This is a genomic window from Roseiarcus sp. (genome assembly GCF_049514155.1).
GTDB lineage: Bacteria > Pseudomonadota > Alphaproteobacteria > Rhizobiales > Beijerinckiaceae > Roseiarcus.
Window position 1 is genome coordinate 1 of record NZ_JBEKVH010000094.1, and the last position, 15598, is coordinate 15598.

Below are 15598 nucleotides of genomic sequence, written 5' to 3' on the forward strand. Positions count from 1 at the left end.
TGGGCGACGATCATCCCGAGCGTCGCGGTGCCGCTGGCGCTGCTCGGCGCCTGCGCGCTGATGTGGGTCGCCGGCTACAGCCTCGACAATCTGTCGCTGATGGCGCTGACGATTTCGGTCGGCTTCGTCGTCGACGACGCGATCGTGATGCTCGAGAACATCACCCGCTATATCGAAGAGGGCGAGGAGCCGCTCGCCGCCGCGCTGAGAGGGTCGCGCGAAATCGCCTTCACCATCATGTCGATGAGCATTTCGCTGATTGCGGTGTTGATTCCGCTGCTGCTGATGAGCGGCATCGTCGGCCGACTGTTTCGCGAATTCGCGGTGACGCTGTCGATGACGATCGCGGTGTCGGCGGTGGTGTCGCTGACGCTGACGCCGATGATGGCGTCGCGCTTCTTGACCGCGGCGAAGGACACCCATCATGGGCGGCTCTACCAATTGAGCGAGCGCGGCTATGCCGCGCTGCTGAAGGCCTATGAGCGCGGCCTCGACGTCGCGCTCAAATTCCGCTTCGCCACGCTGATGATCTTCTTCGCCTTTCTCGTGCTGTCGGTCGGCCTTTTCGTGGTGATCCCGAAGGGGTTCTTCCCGCAACAGGACACCGGCCAGATCAACGGCATATCGCAGGCGGGGCAGGACGCCTCCTTTGCCCAAATGGCGCAGCGACAGGCAGCGCTCGGCGCGATCGTTCTCAAGGATCCGGCCGTCGCTCATGTCGCCATGTCGATCGGCGGCGCGGGCAACGCGCTCAATGCCGGGCGGCTGTTCATAACCTTGAAGCCGCGCGACCAGCGGACAGTGACCGCAGATCAGGTCATCGCGCGTTTGGGCCCGCAGCTCGACAAGGTCGAGGGCGCCAAATTGTTCATGCAGGTCGCGCAGGACCTGACCGTCGGCGGCCGCGCCTCGCGCACCCAATATCAGTACACCTTGCAGGGGTCCGACTCCGACGCGCTGAACGCGTGGGCGCCCAAGATGCTCGCCAAGTTGCAAACGTTGCCCGAGCTGCGCGACGTCGCCACCGACCAGCAGACGGCGGGCACGACGCTGACTTTGACCTTCGATCGCGACCAGGCGGCCCGGTACGGGCTGACGGCCCAGACGATCGACGACACGCTCTTCGACGCCTTCGGCCAGCGCCAGATCGCCCAGTATTTCACCCAGCTCTCGAGCTATGAAGTGATCATGGAGCTTCTGCCGAGCCTGCAAAACGACCTGACGACGCTCGACCGGGTATTCCTGAGGTCGCCGACGACCAACGGCGAAGTGCCGCTGTCCGAGTTCGCGAAATGGACGACGACGCCCGTCCAGCCTCTATCGATCAGCCATCAAGGCCAGTTCCCCGCGATCACCATCAGCTTCAATCTGGCGCCCGGCGTGGCGCTCGGGCAGGCGACGAGCGCGGTCCAGCGCGCCCAGAGCGACCTGCAGATTCCCGCCACCATCATCGCCAGCTTCCAGGGCAACGCCCAGGCGTTCCAGGATTCGCTCGCCACCGTCTGGATGCTGATCGTCGCGGCGCTGGTGGTCGTCTACCTGATCCTCGGCATTCTGTACGAGAGCTACATCCATCCGATCACGATCATCTCGACCCTGCCGTCAGCAGGCGTCGGCGCGATCGCCACCCTGATGCTGTTCCATTTCGACTTCAGTCTGATCGCGCTGATCGGCATCATCCTGCTCATCGGCATCGTCAAGAAGAACGGCATCATGCTGATCGATTTCGCCATGGTCGCCGAGCGGGACGACCATTTGTCGGCGCACGATGCGGTGCGCCGCGCGGCGCTGCTGCGCTTCCGCCCGATCATGATGACGACGATGGCGGCGATGCTCGGCGGCGTCCCGCTCATGCTCGGGACAGGCACCGGCTCCGAACTCAGACAGCCGCTCGGCTACGCGATCGTCGGCGGCCTGATCGTGAGCCAGGCCCTGACGCTGTTCACGACGCCGGTCATCTATATCTATCTCGATCAATTGTCGGACTGGTTGTCAGGTCGGCGCTCGTCGGCGCCGAAGCGGGCGCCTCAACCAGGCGCGACCGCGGAAGCCGTCCCGAGCGTGGAAGCGCGCAGCTCGTCCGACTGATCGTCGCCGATCGCATGCCTTGCGTCGGGCCCACGAGTCAGCGGGCCGTCTCGCGATCAGGCGAATGGCTCAGCTCGCCGCTGGCGCAACGCCCGTGCGAGCGGGCTTCGCCGCGAGCGCCCGCTCGATCGCATGAACGATGTCCGGTCCGCGGAAGGGCTTCTGGATGAGCACCGCTTCCGGCCCGAGCGACAGGTCTCTCAACGCGTCGCCGGTCGCAAAGACGTGGGGAACGAAGCCGCTTCGCAGGATCTCTTTGACCGCCGCGACGCCGCTCGCTTCGCCGAGCCCGACGTCGACGATCATCAGATCGGGGTGGTGAAGCGCGGCGGCGGCCACTGCATTGGCCGCGTTGGTCTCCACGGCGCAGACGACGTGGCCGAGATCCTCGAGCGTTTCGGCCAGCAGTCCGCCGATCGTCACGTCGTCTTCGACGACGAGAATGCGCAACGCCTTCATCGGCTTATGTTCCTGTCCACGCAGCCATGATCCTGCCGGCGCCCTCGCGACGTTCGCTGCGTGGCTCACTTCGGCGCCACATGCGACTCGACGAGCCAGAGCTGCTGGTCGACGCCGCGCGAAACTTCGGTGAAGAGATCGGCCGTGTCGGCGTCGCCGAGGGTCTCGGATTGCCTGATCGCGTCGCGGGCCGACTGCCCAAACGCCGCAAGCGTCGCGGCGACCGCGAATATGTGCTGGTTTTCGTCGGCGATGCGCAGGGGATAGGGGATGAGAAAGGAGCGCTCGGCCGCGACCTGGACCGTCCCTTCCGCCACGCCGCCGAGGCCGGCGGCGCGCTCGGCGATCAGGTCGGAATAGCTGTCCGCCTCGCCGGCGACTTTGTCGAACAGCTCATGGACGCCGATGAAGGAGGGTCCGCGCACGTTCCAGTGCGCCTGCTTCAACTGGCCATGGAGATCGATCGCCGCCGCCAAGTGCCGGTTGAGGAGCTCGACCGACTGGGTGCGGACGTTCTCGGATAATGTGTTGTGGGTCGGGTGCATGGTTGGCCTTCGTGGGGTTCACAGAGCGGCTGCAGGGCGCAGCGGCTCAGCGTCGTCTGACGACCGAAGCTTTCCTTGCGTGTCGAGCGATTCGCGGACCCGCATGAACGGAAGATAACGGATTGGTGATTGCGAAGGGGAGCGTCGGAATCTACTCATGTGGCTGCGAGGTGACAGTCCCGGCGTGGGGGGGGCGCCGCGGCGACTAACGCTCGCTGCCGACAAACACGCCGGCGAGCAGAGCGGCGACAAGCGCCAAACCCGCATGCTGCTTGAATAGGCTCGCCGCTGCGGCGAGCGAAGCGTCTCCTGCGGCGCCTGGGGCCGGCGGTCGTGGGCGCATTTTTCCAGCCCGCCACGCCAGGCCCAGCGCGGCAAGCGCGATCACGGCGAAAGCGCCTGCGCCCGCCAGCAGCGCGCCGCCGGCGCCGAGAATGGGCCTGGCGTAGATCAAGAGCGCGGCCAAAGCGCAGCCAAGCGCAGCGATGACGCAAAGCGCGGCGACCGTTTGCAGCAGCGCGACGCGCACCAGGAGCTTGATCGATCGCTGCGCGTTGCGCGCGACCCCGGTTTGCAGGACCGCGAGCGCGAGCTTGACGAGATCGCTGGTTGCTGCGGACCCGCTCACCGCAGGAACGCGCGCGCGCCGACGTAACCGACGCCGAGCGCGATCAGCAGCGCGAGCACCGGCTGCTTCTCGACCCAGGCGCCGATCGCCTTGGCCGAGCGCTCGCCTTCCGCCCCCGCTTCGTGACAGAATCCGCGCGCCCCGCGATCGATTTGCTCGGCGGCGTTCTGAACTGTGTCCGCCGCTCCGCCTTTGACGTGCTCGATCAGGCTGGCGACGTCGCGCCTCAGCGTTGCGAGATCGTCGCGAAACGCCGCGAGATCCATCTCCGCATTCTTTGATTCAGCCATGACCTTAGCTCTCCATCTTCGCCACGCCGTTGGCGAAGCGGCCGACACGATGGCCAAAACCTGTCGTTTGGAGAAGAGTCGGAAAATACTCAGACCCTGGGCGCGCGGCGCCGAGTCGGAGCGAAACGGTCCGCGCTAAGCGCGTCGCAATAGCTTCCGATCTGTGCTATAGATTATCTGAGCGTAACGTTGGAGTTCCGCCTGACGAGAAAAGTAGCCCGAATGCCTGGAAGTCGTCCGCGACAAAACAAGGCGGGGCGGTCGCATTGGATTCGCAAGCCCCTTTCCGCTAGCCGTCACGCTGATTTCCCAATCGTGGCGATCGGCGCCTCGGCGGGCGGCCTCGACGCCTGCAGGAAGCTGCTCGACGCGCTGCCCGCCGATAACGGCATGGCGTTCATCCTCGTCCAGCACCTCGATCCAAGCCACGCTAGCATGATGGTCGACCTGCTCGCGGGCAACACGGCGATGCCGGTCCTGCAAGCGACCGACGGAATGGCGATCGAACGCGAGCGCGTGCATGTCATTCCGCCCGGCGTCTATCTGTCAGTGGACGAAAAAGGCGCGTTGCGGCTTTCGCGACCGCAGGCGCGGCACGGCATGCGCCTGCCGTTCGACTTCCTATTGAATTCGCTGGCGCGCGAATGTGGCGCGCGCACGGTCTGCGTGGTCCTCTCGGGAACCGGCGCCGACGGCAGCCTCGGGCTCAAGGCGGTCAAGGCGAAGGGCGGTCTCGTCATCGCGCAGGAAGTCGGCGAAGCCGACTATGACGGCATGCCGCAAAGCGCCATCGCGACAGGCGACGTGGATCTCGTGCTCCCCGCGGCGAAGATCGCCGAGGCCCTCGTCAGTCGCCAACAAGGCGTGCCCTTCGCGCCAACGCCGACGACTTTGCCCTCGCAAGATTCCGTGCAGGCATTGCTGCCGAAGATCATCGATCTCCTGCGCACGAAGACGGTGCACGACTTCACCCATTACAAGCATGGCACGCTCGAACGCCGTGTCGAGCGGCGCATGGCGATGGCGGCGATCAAGAGCGCTGGCGAATATCTTGACCTCCTGTTTCACGACTCTAACGAACGCGATCAGCTCTCCCGCGACTTGCTGATCAACGTCACCGGTTTCTTTCGCGACGCGCCGGTCTTCGAGTTCCTGGAAGAGAACGTCGTTCCCGACCTCGTGCGCGATCATGACCTGGATCGACCGCTGCGGATCTGGGTCGCCGGCTGCAGCTCAGGCGAAGAAACCTATTCCCTCGCCATGCTGTTTCGCGAGCAGATCAGCGTCTCGAAGCGCGAGGTCAGGCTGCAGATGTTCGCCAGCGACGTCGACCCGGACGCGGTGGCGATCGCTCGTGACGGCCTCTATCCGCAATCGATCGAGGCCGACGTTTCGCCAGATCGATTGGCGGCGTTTTTCACCAGGGAGGACCATTCCTACCGGGTGTCGCCGGACCTGCGCGCCAACGTGGTGTTCACGGTGCAGGACCTGCTGGCGGACCCGCCGTTTGCGCGTCTCGACTTCGTTTCGTGCCGCAACCTTCTGATCTATCTGCGCCCCGAAGCGCAAGCGAAGGTCGCCGCCGTCTTCCATTTTGCCTTGCGCGAAGGCGGCCTGTTGCTTCTCGGCAATGCGGAAGCCATCGGCGCCGCCGACGGCCGGTTCGCCGTCGTCTCCAAACCCGAGAGGCTCTATCGACGCGTCGGCGGCAGCCGATTCGGCGACATCGGCTTGTCGCCGAGCAGCGGCGAAGGAACACGGATGCGTATGACCGCCGGACCAACCCAGGCGCCGCTGCGCCAAGCCGACCTTGCCGAACTTTGCCGCAGAATGCTGTTGGAGACTTACGGTCCCGCCGCCGTCCTGGTCAACCGCAAGCTCGAATGTCTCTACTTTCAGGGACCGATCGACCGCTATCTCAAGGTCGCCTCGGGCCGCCCGGCGCATGATTTGATCGCCATGGCGCGCGAGGGCGTGCGCATCAAGCTGAAATCGGCCGTTCAGCGCGCGCTGCGGGACAATGTGCGCGTCGAAATTCCCGGCGGACAGACCAAGGGCGAAGCCGGCGTCGCGTCATTCCGCATCGTCGTCGAACCGGCGCCGAGCGAGCGCGAGGACTTGTTGCTGGTGTGCTTCGTCGAAGCGCCGGCGCCGGAAGTCGTCGTGGGCGGCGGAATTCCGCCCGTCGACGTTCCTCGCGTCGCTGCACTCGAACGGGAGCTCGAGGCGACGAAAAGCGAGCTCGAGGCCGCGATCCGCAGCCTCGAGACCTCGAGCGAAGAGCAAATGGCGATCAACGACGAGGCGTTGTCCGTCAACGAGGAATATCAATCGACGAACGAGGAGTTGCTCGCCTCCAAAGAGGAGCTTCAGTCGCTCAACGAGGAACTGACCGCTCTCAACAGCCAGTTGCAAGAAACGCTCGATCGGCAACGCACGACCTCGGACGATTTGCAGAACGTCCTTTACAGCACCGACGTCGCGACCATCTTCCTCGACACCCGATTCAACATCCGCTTTTTCACGCCGGCGACAAAAGCGCTTTTCAATGTGATTCCGAGCGACGTTGGGCGCCCGCTCACGGATCTGAAATCGCTGGCCGCCGACGAGGCCCTTCAGGACGACGCGCGAAAGGTCTTGAAGAGCCAAACGCCGGTCGAACGGGAAATTCAGGGCCAGAGCGGCTACTGGTTCATCCGCCGGATCCTGCCCTATCGCACCAGCGACGAGAAGACCGAGGGCGTCGTCATAACCTTTGAAGACGTGACCGAACGACGGCGCACGGCCGACGCGCTGACCGCCGCCAAGCGGCAAGCGGAACTGGCGAGCATCGCCAAGTCGCGATTTCTCGCGGCGGCGAGCCACGATCTGCGACAGCCGTTGCAGACGCTCGCTCTGCTTCAGGGCTTGCTGGCCAAGAAGGTGGAAGGCGACAAAGCGCAGAGTCTGGTCGGACGCATCGACGAGGCTTTGAGCGCGATGACCGGCATGCTCAACACCCTGCTCGACATCAATCAGATCGAGGTGGGCGCCGTTAAGGCCGAAACCGCCGACATCTCGGTGAACGAGCTGTTCGACCGCCTCAGGGACGAGCTGACCTACCATGCGCAGGCGGCAGGCCTCGCCTTGCGCGTGTTGCCCTGCGCTCTATTCATTCGCAGCGATCCGCGCCTGCTCGAGCAGATGATCCGCAACCTGCTGTCGAACGCCCTCAAATACACCCAGCGCGGCAAAGTGCTGGTCGGATGCCGTCGCCGCGGAGGAAAGCTGCGCATCGAGATCTGGGACACCGGAATCGGCATCCCCGTGTCGGAGTTGCAGACGATCTTCGAGGAATACCATCAACTGGACAACGCCGCCCGCCAGCGCAGCCACGGCCTGGGGTTGGGACTGTCGATCGTCAAGAGCCTGGGCGAACTGCTTGGCCATCGCATTCGGGTGCGGTCTCTGCAAGGAAAGGGCTCGGTGTTCTCGATCGAGGTCCCGCTGTCGCAGCGCGGCGCTGGGTTGGCGCCGGCCCGCGGTTCGGGCGCCGCCGATGCGCCGGCGCACCTGGCGCCGCGTTCGGGAACGATCCTGATCGTCGAGGACGATCCGGAAGTGCGCGAGAACCTCGAGCTCTTCCTGAAGGAAGAGGGCTATGACGCCGCGACCGCCGTCGACGGTCCCGCTGCCCTGGAACTGGCGGTCCGCAGGACGATCCGGCCGGATCTCGTCCTCGCCGACTACAATCTGCCCGGCGGCATGAACGGAATCCAGGTTTGTCAGAAATTGCGGCAGGAGCTCAGTCGGCCGATTCCCTTCATCATTCTCACTGGCGACATTTCGACCCAGGCCTTGCGCGAGATCGCCCTTCACGATTGCGTTCAGTTCAACAAACCGGTCAAGCTGAGAGAGTTGACGCACGCGATCGAGAAACTTCTGGCGAAGCCGCCTGCCGCGCCCGCGAAGCGCCCGGTTCACACGGATGAAGCCGCGATTGCATCCGACCGCGCCAAGATTTTCGTCGTCGACGACGACGACCACATTCGCGAGGCGATCCGCACGGTGCTGGAAGACGACGGCCGCCTCGTCGAAACCTATGCGAGCTGCGAGGCCTTTCTCGAAGCCCTTCGACCGGGTCATTCCGCGTGCCTGTTGATCGACGCCTATCTGCCGGGAATGAGCGGGCTCGAATTGCTGCAGCGGCTCCGCGACGACGGCCATCATCTGCCCTCGATCATGATCACCGGCAACAGCGACGTGCCGATGGCGGTCGAGGCGATGAAGGCGGGCGCGCTGGATTTCATCGAGAAGCCGATCGGCCGCGATGAACTGATCGCCAGCATCGACCGGGCGCTCGAACTGTCGCAAGACTCGAACAAGTTGCAGGAATGGCGGGAGTCGGCGGCGACCCACCTCGCCGGTCTGACGCCGCGACAGCGCGAGGTGATGGAGCGGGTGCTCGCCGGCCAACCCAGCAAGAACATCGCCGCCGACCTCGGCATCAGCCAACGCACGGTCGAGAACCACCGCGCTTCGATCATGAAACGGACCGGGTCGAAGTCGCTTCCCGCACTGGCGCGCCTGGCGCTCGTCGCGGCAGGCGGCGGCGCGGAGCCAGAGCAAGCGCCGTAAGGCGGACGCGGATCGAGGTCGGCCGGGTCGGCGCCGCGCGTGGTCAATCACACCACGCGCTGGCCAAGATTCGTCGGCGTTCGCCTTGAGCTCGCGCTTATCGGCGCCAGCCCCAGCGGCTGCCCCAGCGGCCGCCGCCGCGAACGAGCCGCAGGACGATCAGGAGCAACACCGCGCCGATCGTGGCGGCGATGATGGCGCCGATGATGCCCGCAGGAAGGGGGACGTCGAGTCGGGGCAGCAGCCAGCCGCCGATGAAGGCGCCGATGACGCCGATGACGAGGTCGTTGATGAGGCCGTAGCCGGTGCCGCGAACGAGCTGACCGGCCAACCATCCGGCTATGACGCCGACCGCAATAATGACGAGTAGACTTTCACCTTGCATGACGCCCTCCGAAAGCTCTCCACAGCGGGAACCGCAGTCTGCTCTATTCGCGCCATCCTACAGGCGACAGACGCGGTCAGGCGCCCTCGGAATCTACCCACTCTAGCGCTTTCGGCGCGCGCCTAAGAGTCCTGCGCGGCTTTCGAGGCGTAGGCGCCCTCGGAGCGCGTCTCTTTGATGGCGTCGATCACCGATTGCGGGTCCGCCGGCCGGGCCATGACGTCGGCTTGTTTGTCGACCCGATCGCGAACCGCCGGACTGTCTCGGCGAAGTTCCTCGAGCAGCGCGACCACCTTTGCGGTCTTTTGCTCGCTCAAAATCACCAGCTCGAGATTTAGCTGCTCACGGCGCTGAGTCAGACGATCGTCGCGGCTCTGCGTGGTGAGGATCAGCACGACCAAATACAGCGACGCCAGTGACGCCGCGCCCGACAGCCACGGAAAGGGCGGCGGGTCGAGCGGACGATAGCCCAGCGTCGTCGCAAACTCATTCAAGCTCATCCAACCAACGACGATCGTCGTCAAGACCACGATGAAGACAGGACGGCCCAATAGGGATGTGATTCGGTCGACGACGCGCTGATGCCGCGTGGCGTTGGCGCGGTGCTCGGCGTGGAGCCGAGCAATCGACTGGATCGTCTCTTCGCTGTGGATCGGAAGGACCGGCGCCAAGGCGTCCAATTCAGGCACTGACGCTCCTCTGAAAGGGGAATGTCGCTTCGGGTCGCTACGGATCGACGTTGCTGAGACGGCAGCGCCGACGCCGCTCGATAGCGGCGGCAAGCGCTGACGACCGGTTAACGGCCCAAGAGCCACAGCACGGCAAGGACGATCAAGACGAGGCCGAGAACGCCCCCGAGTCCGGGGCCGCCATAGCGACTGTGGGCGTAATAGCCGCCGCCGCCGCCGAAGACGATGACCAATAAGATGATGATAACAATCAGGCTCATGATCCAGGCTCCTGGCAGATGGGTTTTGCCCTGGCGGCGGCGGGTCTCACGACTTCTTCACCGCGTCCCGCACGGCGTCGTTGACGCCGCCGACGGCGTTCTGAATCTTGCCGACGGCTTTTTCGGTCTTGCCGTCGCTCTGCAACTTGGCGTCGCCAACGACCTTGCCGACCGCCTCCTTCGCAGCGCCAGTGACTTCCTTGGTCGAGCCGGCGATTCTGTTCTTGTCCATGGCTGCGCTCTCCGTGTGTTTCGAGGCGAATCGCGGCGACGCCTGGGATTGCGCCGTTCCCGTTTCGCATCGAGACCGTAGCCGGATCGCTGGTGCGGCGGCAGCGTCGGAAAACACCTAGCCGTGGCTGGGCTTCGCACTTCGGCCGCGCCGAACGGAAATTTCGCTTCGCGCTACGACAGCGTGTTGGGCGGCCGCGCGAAACGACCGTCTCTCACGTCGCTCGCGCCAATGATCGGATGCAATCTGCGGCGCCAGCGGCTCACGGCGCCAGCGCCAGCCGGCTCTGCGGTTCGCTGAGGCGGCGCAAGCTCGGCGCGACGCTCGAGCAGGTTTCCGCAAATGCAGCCGGTTCGGTTTGCGCTTCCTGCGTCGCAGCTGCGCCAATCGGCTCGCCGATCGTCCAACACAACGCCGGAGCGTCGACGGAAATGGCCTTCACTTGAATCGGCCGCGCGCCGCGAATCTTCGCGACGCCAAACGAGCCGCCATGATGAAGGCCTCTGAATTCCGCGGTCCCAACGAGGGCGCAGACCGCCGCGCTCGAGACGGCCAACCGTATGAGGTCGACGGAAATCTTTTGCATCGGATCCTCCTGTACGGCCCCGCCAGTCCTGGGCGGACAAGTGACAACGCGAGGAAGGTTTAGGGGTAGTCGAAGTCGCGACCACGACGTCAGACTCGGATTCTACGCATCTCGAATCCTTCGCCGAAGCGGTCGAGGGACACGCCGCCGCTCTGGCTCGCGAGGCCAATGCCGCCGGAATAGGTAGTTTCCGAACCTATCGCCGCCGCTGGCTCGCCTCCTACGGTCGTCTGTGGAGCGGTCCAGCGCGCTTTAAGAATGCGACGCGTTCGGCTCCTAGATCTGGCGGCGGCGGGCCCCCTCTCGCCGCCGCCACCCTAATAGGTCGGCCGCATCCAGGCGACTGGCGGTTCAGCCGAGAGCGAGGAATCCCAACATGTCGATATTCGCCCTGAATATGGCCTTGGCGGTCCTGGCGGCGCTGAGTCTCGCCGCGCATTCCACTCCCTGCCGCCGGTTCGGCGCGAACGAGGTCGTCAAGTCATGATGCAGGTCATTTCAGCCCTGAAGGGCTTCGCGATCGCGGCGAGCGACGGCAGGATCGGAACCGTCGCCGACTTCCTGTTCGACGACGCATCGTGGAGAGTGCGCTGGCTGGTCGTCGATTGCGGAACTTGGCTGCCGGGCCGCAAGGTGTTGATCCATCCTTCGGCCGTGTCGCTCGCCGACTTGGAGCAACAGCGACTTCCCGTGACGCTGACGAAGTCTCAGGTCGAAAAGAGCCCGGAATTGGCCGACGACCAGCCGGTGTCGCAGCAGATGGAGAACCGGCTCTACACCTACTATGGCTGGGACCCGCTGTGGGGCGGTCCCTATCTCAGCGAGACGCCCGGCGCGATCGCCTGGCCCTATATGGCGCCGCCCTATTTTGGCCTGGGCCTGGACACCGCCAAGGCGCACGGCAAGCGCGCCAGTTTGCACGGGTCCGACCCGCATCTGCGCAGCGTCAATGAAGTGACGGGATATCATATTCACGCCGTCGACGGCGAAATCGGCCATATCGAAAATTTCATGATCGACGACGGCGACTGGAGCATTCACTACTTCATCGTCGATACTCGGAACTGGTGGTCCGGCAAGCGCGTGCTGATTTCGCCGCTGGCGGTGAAATCGATCGAATGGTCCGACCGTCACATCGAACTCGACGTGTCACGCGAGCGCGTCAAGTCGAGCCCAGCGTGGGATCCTCTCGTGGCGTTCACGCAAGTCTACGCCAAGCGGCTTCACAAGCATTACGGTTGGCCGGGATCCGGCGCGTAAGCGAAATCGTTCGGCGATCGGCGAGGCGAGTGTCGCGCGCTACCCGATCGCAAGGCGGCGGAACACGGGAACCTTCACCAAGTCCATGGCGAAGGCGAAAGCGGCGGCGGCGACAAGCGTCCCGACGACCGCGATGAGCGGCAGCGGCGCCATGGCGATTCCCGTCAGGGCGAGCGTCGCAGCGATCAGAATGTCGACGCACGACGACGCGGCGAGCCATCGGCTGGGACGAGAGGACCAGATCCGTCGCCGTTCGCGATTGTTGTAGGTCGTCGCCTGATTGCCGAAAACGATGATGACAAAGGCCAACGTCCTCAACCTGTCGATGTCGTAGCCGGCCAGGTGCGCCCCCACGGCGAGGGCGGACACGCAGAACGCCAGTTGGCCGAGCCCCATGACGGCGCCGGCGATCGTCAGATTGCCGATTCGCCAGACATTGGGCAGCGGCGAAGGCCGTACGTTGTCTGTCGTCAGCGACATGCCGAGGATGTCGCCGATGATCATGATCAGCGCCATCAGCAGCGGCGTCAGGATCGCTTGTCCCGTCATGACGAGCCCGGCGGCGATGAAGAGCACTTGCACGATCTTCTTGTTGAGGGAGTTGAGCGTGTAGGTCAGGATGCGCTGAAATATGACGCGACCTTGCTTGACCGAGGCGACAATGCCGGCGAGGCCCGGTTCGGTGAGCACCATGCCGGCGGCCGCTTTGGCGACATCGGTCGCCGTTGAGACGGCAATCCCGATTTGCGCCTGGCGCAACGCCGGCGCATCGTTGGCCCCGTCGCCGCACATGCCGACGGTGTGCCCCCCGTTCTGATAGGCCTTGACGAGCTTGAATTTGTCCTCCGGCAGGACGCCGGCGAAGACGGCGTAGTCTTCGGGATGGACCGTTTCGGGGATAGGCCCAGGCGGACAGAGGGCGCCGTCGAGGCCGACCGACTTCGCGACAATGGCGGCCGTCGCCGGCGCGTCGCCCGTCGCCATCACCGTGCGCACGCCTAGCGTGCTGAGCGCCTTGACGAGGGTCGCCGAATCCGCGCGCGGCGGATCGCTCAGCGCGATGAGGCCGATCAGCTTCATCGCCTGGGGCGCTCCGGCCGCGACCGCCAGCACGCGAAAGCCCCGCCCTTCGAGCTCCGCGGCGCTCGCTTCCGCGGTCGGCGAAGTCTCCGCCAGCGCGGTCACGACGGCATAGGCGCCCTTCGCCACGCGTTGCGTCGCCCCGCCCGAATCCAGGGCGGTCGCTTCGGACATTTTGGTCGCGGGGTCGAAGGGCGTGAAGGCGGTCAGCTTTGGCGTATCGGCTGCGTCCTTTCCCTTTGCGGCCGACCGGATGGCCTCGTCGACTGGATCCTGGCCGCCCTCCGAACTGGCCAACGCCGCCAACGCCAGGACATGCGCTTCGTCGAAGGCGGGCATCGGGCGGACCTCAGCCACGCTCAGAGCGTTCTGCGTCAGGGTGCCGGTCTTGTCTGCGCACAAGACATCCATCGACGCCGCTTCATCCACCGCGGAGAGCCGCGTCGGAAGGACGCCGAGCTTGGCGAGATTGCGCGCGCCGAGCGCCGCCGCAAGGGTGAAGGTCGCCGGCAGCGCAACCGGTATCGAGGCCAGGACCGCCGTGAGAATGAGGGGCACAATTTCGGCGAGCGGCATTTTGAGAAAAGCGGCGTAGGCCGTGAGCCCGACGATGAAGACGCCATTGAACGCGGCCAGATTGCCGACGACGTGCATCACCGCCTTCTGCTGCGAGCTGACGACGTGAGCGGAAAGGACGAGCTCGGCGGTCTTCCCGAATTTGGTGCGCGCGCCGGTCGCCGTGACTTCGGCCACCGCCTCGCCGCGCCGCACCAGCGCCCCCGCGTAAGCTTGGGCGCCCGCGCCGGCCTCTGTGGGAACGGACTCGCCCGTCAGCATGGATTGATCGAGCAGGATCTCTCCGCCCGCGATGCGCGCGTCCGCTGGAACCACGCCGCCGAGCGACAACTTCACCACGTCGCCCGGCGCCAATTCGGCGGCGGGCGCGTTCGTCCATGCTCCGTCGCGGCGGACCGACGCGGTCATCGCCAGCCGCGACTTCAGCGCGGTGAGAGTCGCCTGCGCGTGACTTTCCTGAAAATATCCCAGCGCGGCGTTGAAAACGAGAAGAAGCGCGATGACCGAAGCTTCGACGGCTTTGCCGAGCGACAGCTCGAGCACGATTGCCGCTTCGAGCATCCAAGGAACGGGAGTCCAAAACTTTTCGAACGCCATGCGCAAGGGATGCGCGCTGGTGTCCGGCATGGCGTTCGGGCCGAAATGCTCGAGGCGGCGACGCGCTTCGTCGCTCGTCAGGCCTATCGGCGAGGCGACGCGCGCGTCGGCGCCCCCACCGTCGGTCGAGACCTTATCGTCGGCGGCTGGAATTGGCATGGACGTGATCCAATCTGAATTCGCGCGGCGCCTGCGGGTGCATTGCTGATCGCCAGACGGCGCGTGACAATCGAAATGTCGCTCGTCAAGCTCTGAGCGCGACGGATGGGGTCCAACCGCCGCGCGCCGTCAGCGAATGATCGGCGCCGCAGCCGCCTTGCCGGCGTCCTTGGCCGCCTCGATCTGCGATAGATCGGTCACCCAGAGCGCGCCCGAGCGAGCCTTTTCGTAACCGTAGTCGTAAAGCTGGCGCATCGCGTCGGTCTCGAAGCCGGTGCCGCCGCTGTCGGGGTGATCTCGGTCGATATAGCTCAAGTGAAAGCTCAAGCCCTCGCGGGTGGCGGCGTCGTAGGTCTCGGCGAGGACCGCCTTCGTGCCGACCCGATTCAGAGTGGAGAAGGACTGCGCCGCGATCGCCTCGGTTTGGTCCGGCACAACCGCGAAGCCCGGATCGATGCGGGCGTTGACGATGACGTAGAGGGCCGGACGCGCGGCGCGCCGGATCGGCTTTCCGCCGAACAGCACCGCCTGCGGCAACGTATAGACGGGCGCGCTCAGCGTGCCGTCGGCGTGCATCTCCTGGAAGACCTTGCCATCCGCTTCGACCTTGATCAGTTGCGGCGCGAACACCACGGGAACGCTGGCCGAGGCGGCGAGAACGTCGCGGAACAGTTCGAAGGCTTTCGGATCGCCGCTTGTGGCGATGGCGCCCATGTCCCAGACGACGGCGCGCTGTGCGTCGAGATTGGTGGTGACGACCAGCAGGCGCCGCCCCTTTTGATCTTCGCGCGCGATCGCTCTGATGAGATCGTCGTCGAGATAGCGGCCGACCAGCCGGCGCAGGCGCTCGGGACCGAGCACCCCGGAACCAAGCAACGCTCCCAGAGGATTGGGCTGGCCAATCAGACGCTGCGCCTCGCCATTGGTGTAGATTTGCCTGAGCCTGTCGTCGTAGTCGGGTCCGAGAAAAGCGAAAGGAGCGATCAGCGCTCCGGTCGACACGCCCGAGACGATGGTGAATTCTAGCCGCGTTCCGGCGGCGCTCCAGCCGTTGAGAACGCCGGCGCCGAAGGCGCCGCCGCCGCCGCCGCCCGAGAGGGCGAGATAGACGAACGGTCGCCCGTTCTGCACGACGGCGGGTCGCACG

14 protein-coding genes are annotated in these 15598 nt (G+C 65.2%); 3 read left to right on the forward strand and 11 right to left on the reverse strand.

Annotation, left to right across the window (positions count from 1 at the left end):
* The coding region (locus ABSF49_RS13855) for an efflux RND transporter permease subunit (RefSeq protein WP_424113240.1) at nucleotides 1-2088 on the forward strand (2088 nt) is incomplete at its 5' end.
* A gap of 69 nt (nucleotides 2089-2157) precedes the next feature.
* Here the strand turns inward: ABSF49_RS13855 and ABSF49_RS13860 are convergent.
* From ABSF49_RS13860 to ABSF49_RS13875, 4 genes are all read right to left on the reverse strand, one after another.
* Nucleotides 2158-2547 carry a response regulator gene (locus ABSF49_RS13860; protein ID WP_424113241.1) on the reverse strand — a complete coding sequence of 130 codons (390 nt, stop codon included), beginning with the start codon at nucleotides 2545-2547 and terminating at the stop codon, nucleotides 2158-2160.
* 65 nt (nucleotides 2548-2612) lie between these two features.
* The gene (gene dps / locus ABSF49_RS13865; RefSeq protein ID WP_424113242.1) at nucleotides 2613-3092 is read right to left on the reverse strand and encodes a DNA starvation/stationary phase protection protein Dps; all 480 of its coding nucleotides are present in this window, start codon (nucleotides 3090-3092) and stop codon (nucleotides 2613-2615) included.
* A 205-nt stretch (nucleotides 3093-3297) separates the two neighbouring features.
* The gene (locus ABSF49_RS13870) at nucleotides 3298-3720 is read right to left on the reverse strand and encodes a hypothetical protein (RefSeq protein ID WP_424113243.1); all 423 of its coding nucleotides are present in this window, start codon (nucleotides 3718-3720) and stop codon (nucleotides 3298-3300) included.
* Nucleotides 3717-4010 (reverse strand): hypothetical protein, encoded by a 294-nt coding sequence (locus ABSF49_RS13875; RefSeq protein WP_424113244.1) that lies wholly within the window; start codon nucleotides 4008-4010, stop codon nucleotides 3717-3719. The genes ABSF49_RS13870 and ABSF49_RS13875 overlap by 4 nt, the downstream gene beginning before the upstream one ends.
* Nucleotides 4011-4325: 315 nt before the next feature.
* Here ABSF49_RS13875 and ABSF49_RS13880 point away from each other — a divergent pair, with 315 nt between their 5' ends.
* Nucleotides 4326-8627, forward strand: coding sequence for a chemotaxis protein CheB (locus ABSF49_RS13880; RefSeq protein WP_424113245.1), 4302 nt, complete (start codon nucleotides 4326-4328; stop codon nucleotides 8625-8627).
* 97 nt (nucleotides 8628-8724) lie between these two features.
* On the opposite strand, the gene ABSF49_RS13885 is transcribed toward ABSF49_RS13880, so the two are convergent.
* From ABSF49_RS13885 to ABSF49_RS13905, 5 genes are all read right to left on the reverse strand, one after another.
* Nucleotides 8725-9012 carry a GlsB/YeaQ/YmgE family stress response membrane protein gene (locus ABSF49_RS13885; protein ID WP_424113246.1) on the reverse strand — a complete coding sequence of 96 codons (288 nt, stop codon included), beginning with the start codon at nucleotides 9010-9012 and terminating at the stop codon, nucleotides 8725-8727.
* Nucleotides 9013-9134: 122 nt separating this feature from the next.
* Entirely contained in the window at nucleotides 9135-9692 is a 558-nt protein-coding gene (locus tag ABSF49_RS13890) for a DUF1003 domain-containing protein (protein ID WP_424113247.1), read from the reverse strand.
* Between the two features lie 116 nt (nucleotides 9693-9808).
* A complete protein-coding gene (locus tag ABSF49_RS13895) occupies nucleotides 9809-9961 on the reverse strand; it encodes a DUF3309 family protein (RefSeq protein ID WP_424113248.1) in 153 nt (50 codons plus the stop codon).
* 46 nt (nucleotides 9962-10007) lie between these two features.
* Nucleotides 10008-10193, reverse strand: a complete 186-nt coding sequence (locus tag ABSF49_RS13900; protein WP_424113249.1) for a CsbD family protein — start codon at nucleotides 10191-10193, stop codon at nucleotides 10008-10010.
* 262 nt (nucleotides 10194-10455) lie between these two features.
* A complete protein-coding gene (locus ABSF49_RS13905) occupies nucleotides 10456-10779 on the reverse strand; it encodes a hypothetical protein (protein ID WP_424113250.1) in 324 nt (107 codons plus the stop codon).
* Nucleotides 10780-11262: 483 nt separating this feature from the next.
* Here ABSF49_RS13905 and ABSF49_RS13910 point away from each other — a divergent pair, with 483 nt between their 5' ends.
* Nucleotides 11263-12039 carry a PRC-barrel domain-containing protein gene (locus ABSF49_RS13910; protein WP_424113251.1) on the forward strand — a complete coding sequence of 259 codons (777 nt, stop codon included), beginning with the start codon at nucleotides 11263-11265 and terminating at the stop codon, nucleotides 12037-12039.
* 39 nt (nucleotides 12040-12078) lie between these two features.
* Here the strand turns inward: ABSF49_RS13910 and ABSF49_RS13915 are convergent, their stop codons facing one another.
* Together ABSF49_RS13915 and ABSF49_RS13920 are read right to left on the reverse strand one after the other, a co-directional pair.
* On the reverse strand, nucleotides 12079-14451 hold the full coding sequence (locus ABSF49_RS13915; protein WP_424113252.1) for an HAD-IC family P-type ATPase: 2373 nt from the start codon (nucleotides 14449-14451) through the stop codon (nucleotides 12079-12081).
* A 129-nt stretch (nucleotides 14452-14580) separates the two neighbouring features.
* On the reverse strand, nucleotides 14581-15598 hold a 1018-nt coding region (locus ABSF49_RS13920), incomplete at its 5' end, for a patatin-like phospholipase family protein (protein ID WP_424113253.1).

Bases quoted from the DNA above. Each gene is read 5' to 3' on its own strand.
- ABSF49_RS13860 (WP_424113241.1), bottom strand. From the start codon at position 2,547: ATGAAGGCGTTGCGCATTCTCGTCGTCGAAGACGACGTGACGATCGGC.
- ABSF49_RS13915 (WP_424113252.1), bottom strand. From the start codon at position 14,451: ATGCCAATTCCAGCCGCCGACGATAAGGTCTCGACCGACGGTGGGGGC.
- ABSF49_RS13875 (WP_424113244.1), bottom strand. From the start codon at position 4,010: ATGGCTGAATCAAAGAATGCGGAGATGGATCTCGCGGCGTTTCGCGAC.
- ABSF49_RS13910 (WP_424113251.1), top strand. From the start codon at position 11,263: ATGATGCAGGTCATTTCAGCCCTGAAGGGCTTCGCGATCGCGGCGAGC.
- ABSF49_RS13900 (WP_424113249.1), bottom strand. From the start codon at position 10,193: ATGGACAAGAACAGAATCGCCGGCTCGACCAAGGAAGTCACTGGCGCT.
- ABSF49_RS13895 (WP_424113248.1), bottom strand. From the start codon at position 9,961: ATGAGCCTGATTGTTATCATCATCTTATTGGTCATCGTCTTCGGCGGC.
- dps (WP_424113242.1), bottom strand. From the start codon at position 3,092: ATGCACCCGACCCACAACACATTATCCGAGAACGTCCGCACCCAGTCG.
- ABSF49_RS13885 (WP_424113246.1), bottom strand. From the start codon at position 9,012: ATGCAAGGTGAAAGTCTACTCGTCATTATTGCGGTCGGCGTCATAGCC.
- ABSF49_RS13905 (WP_424113250.1), bottom strand. From the start codon at position 10,779: ATGCAAAAGATTTCCGTCGACCTCATACGGTTGGCCGTCTCGAGCGCG.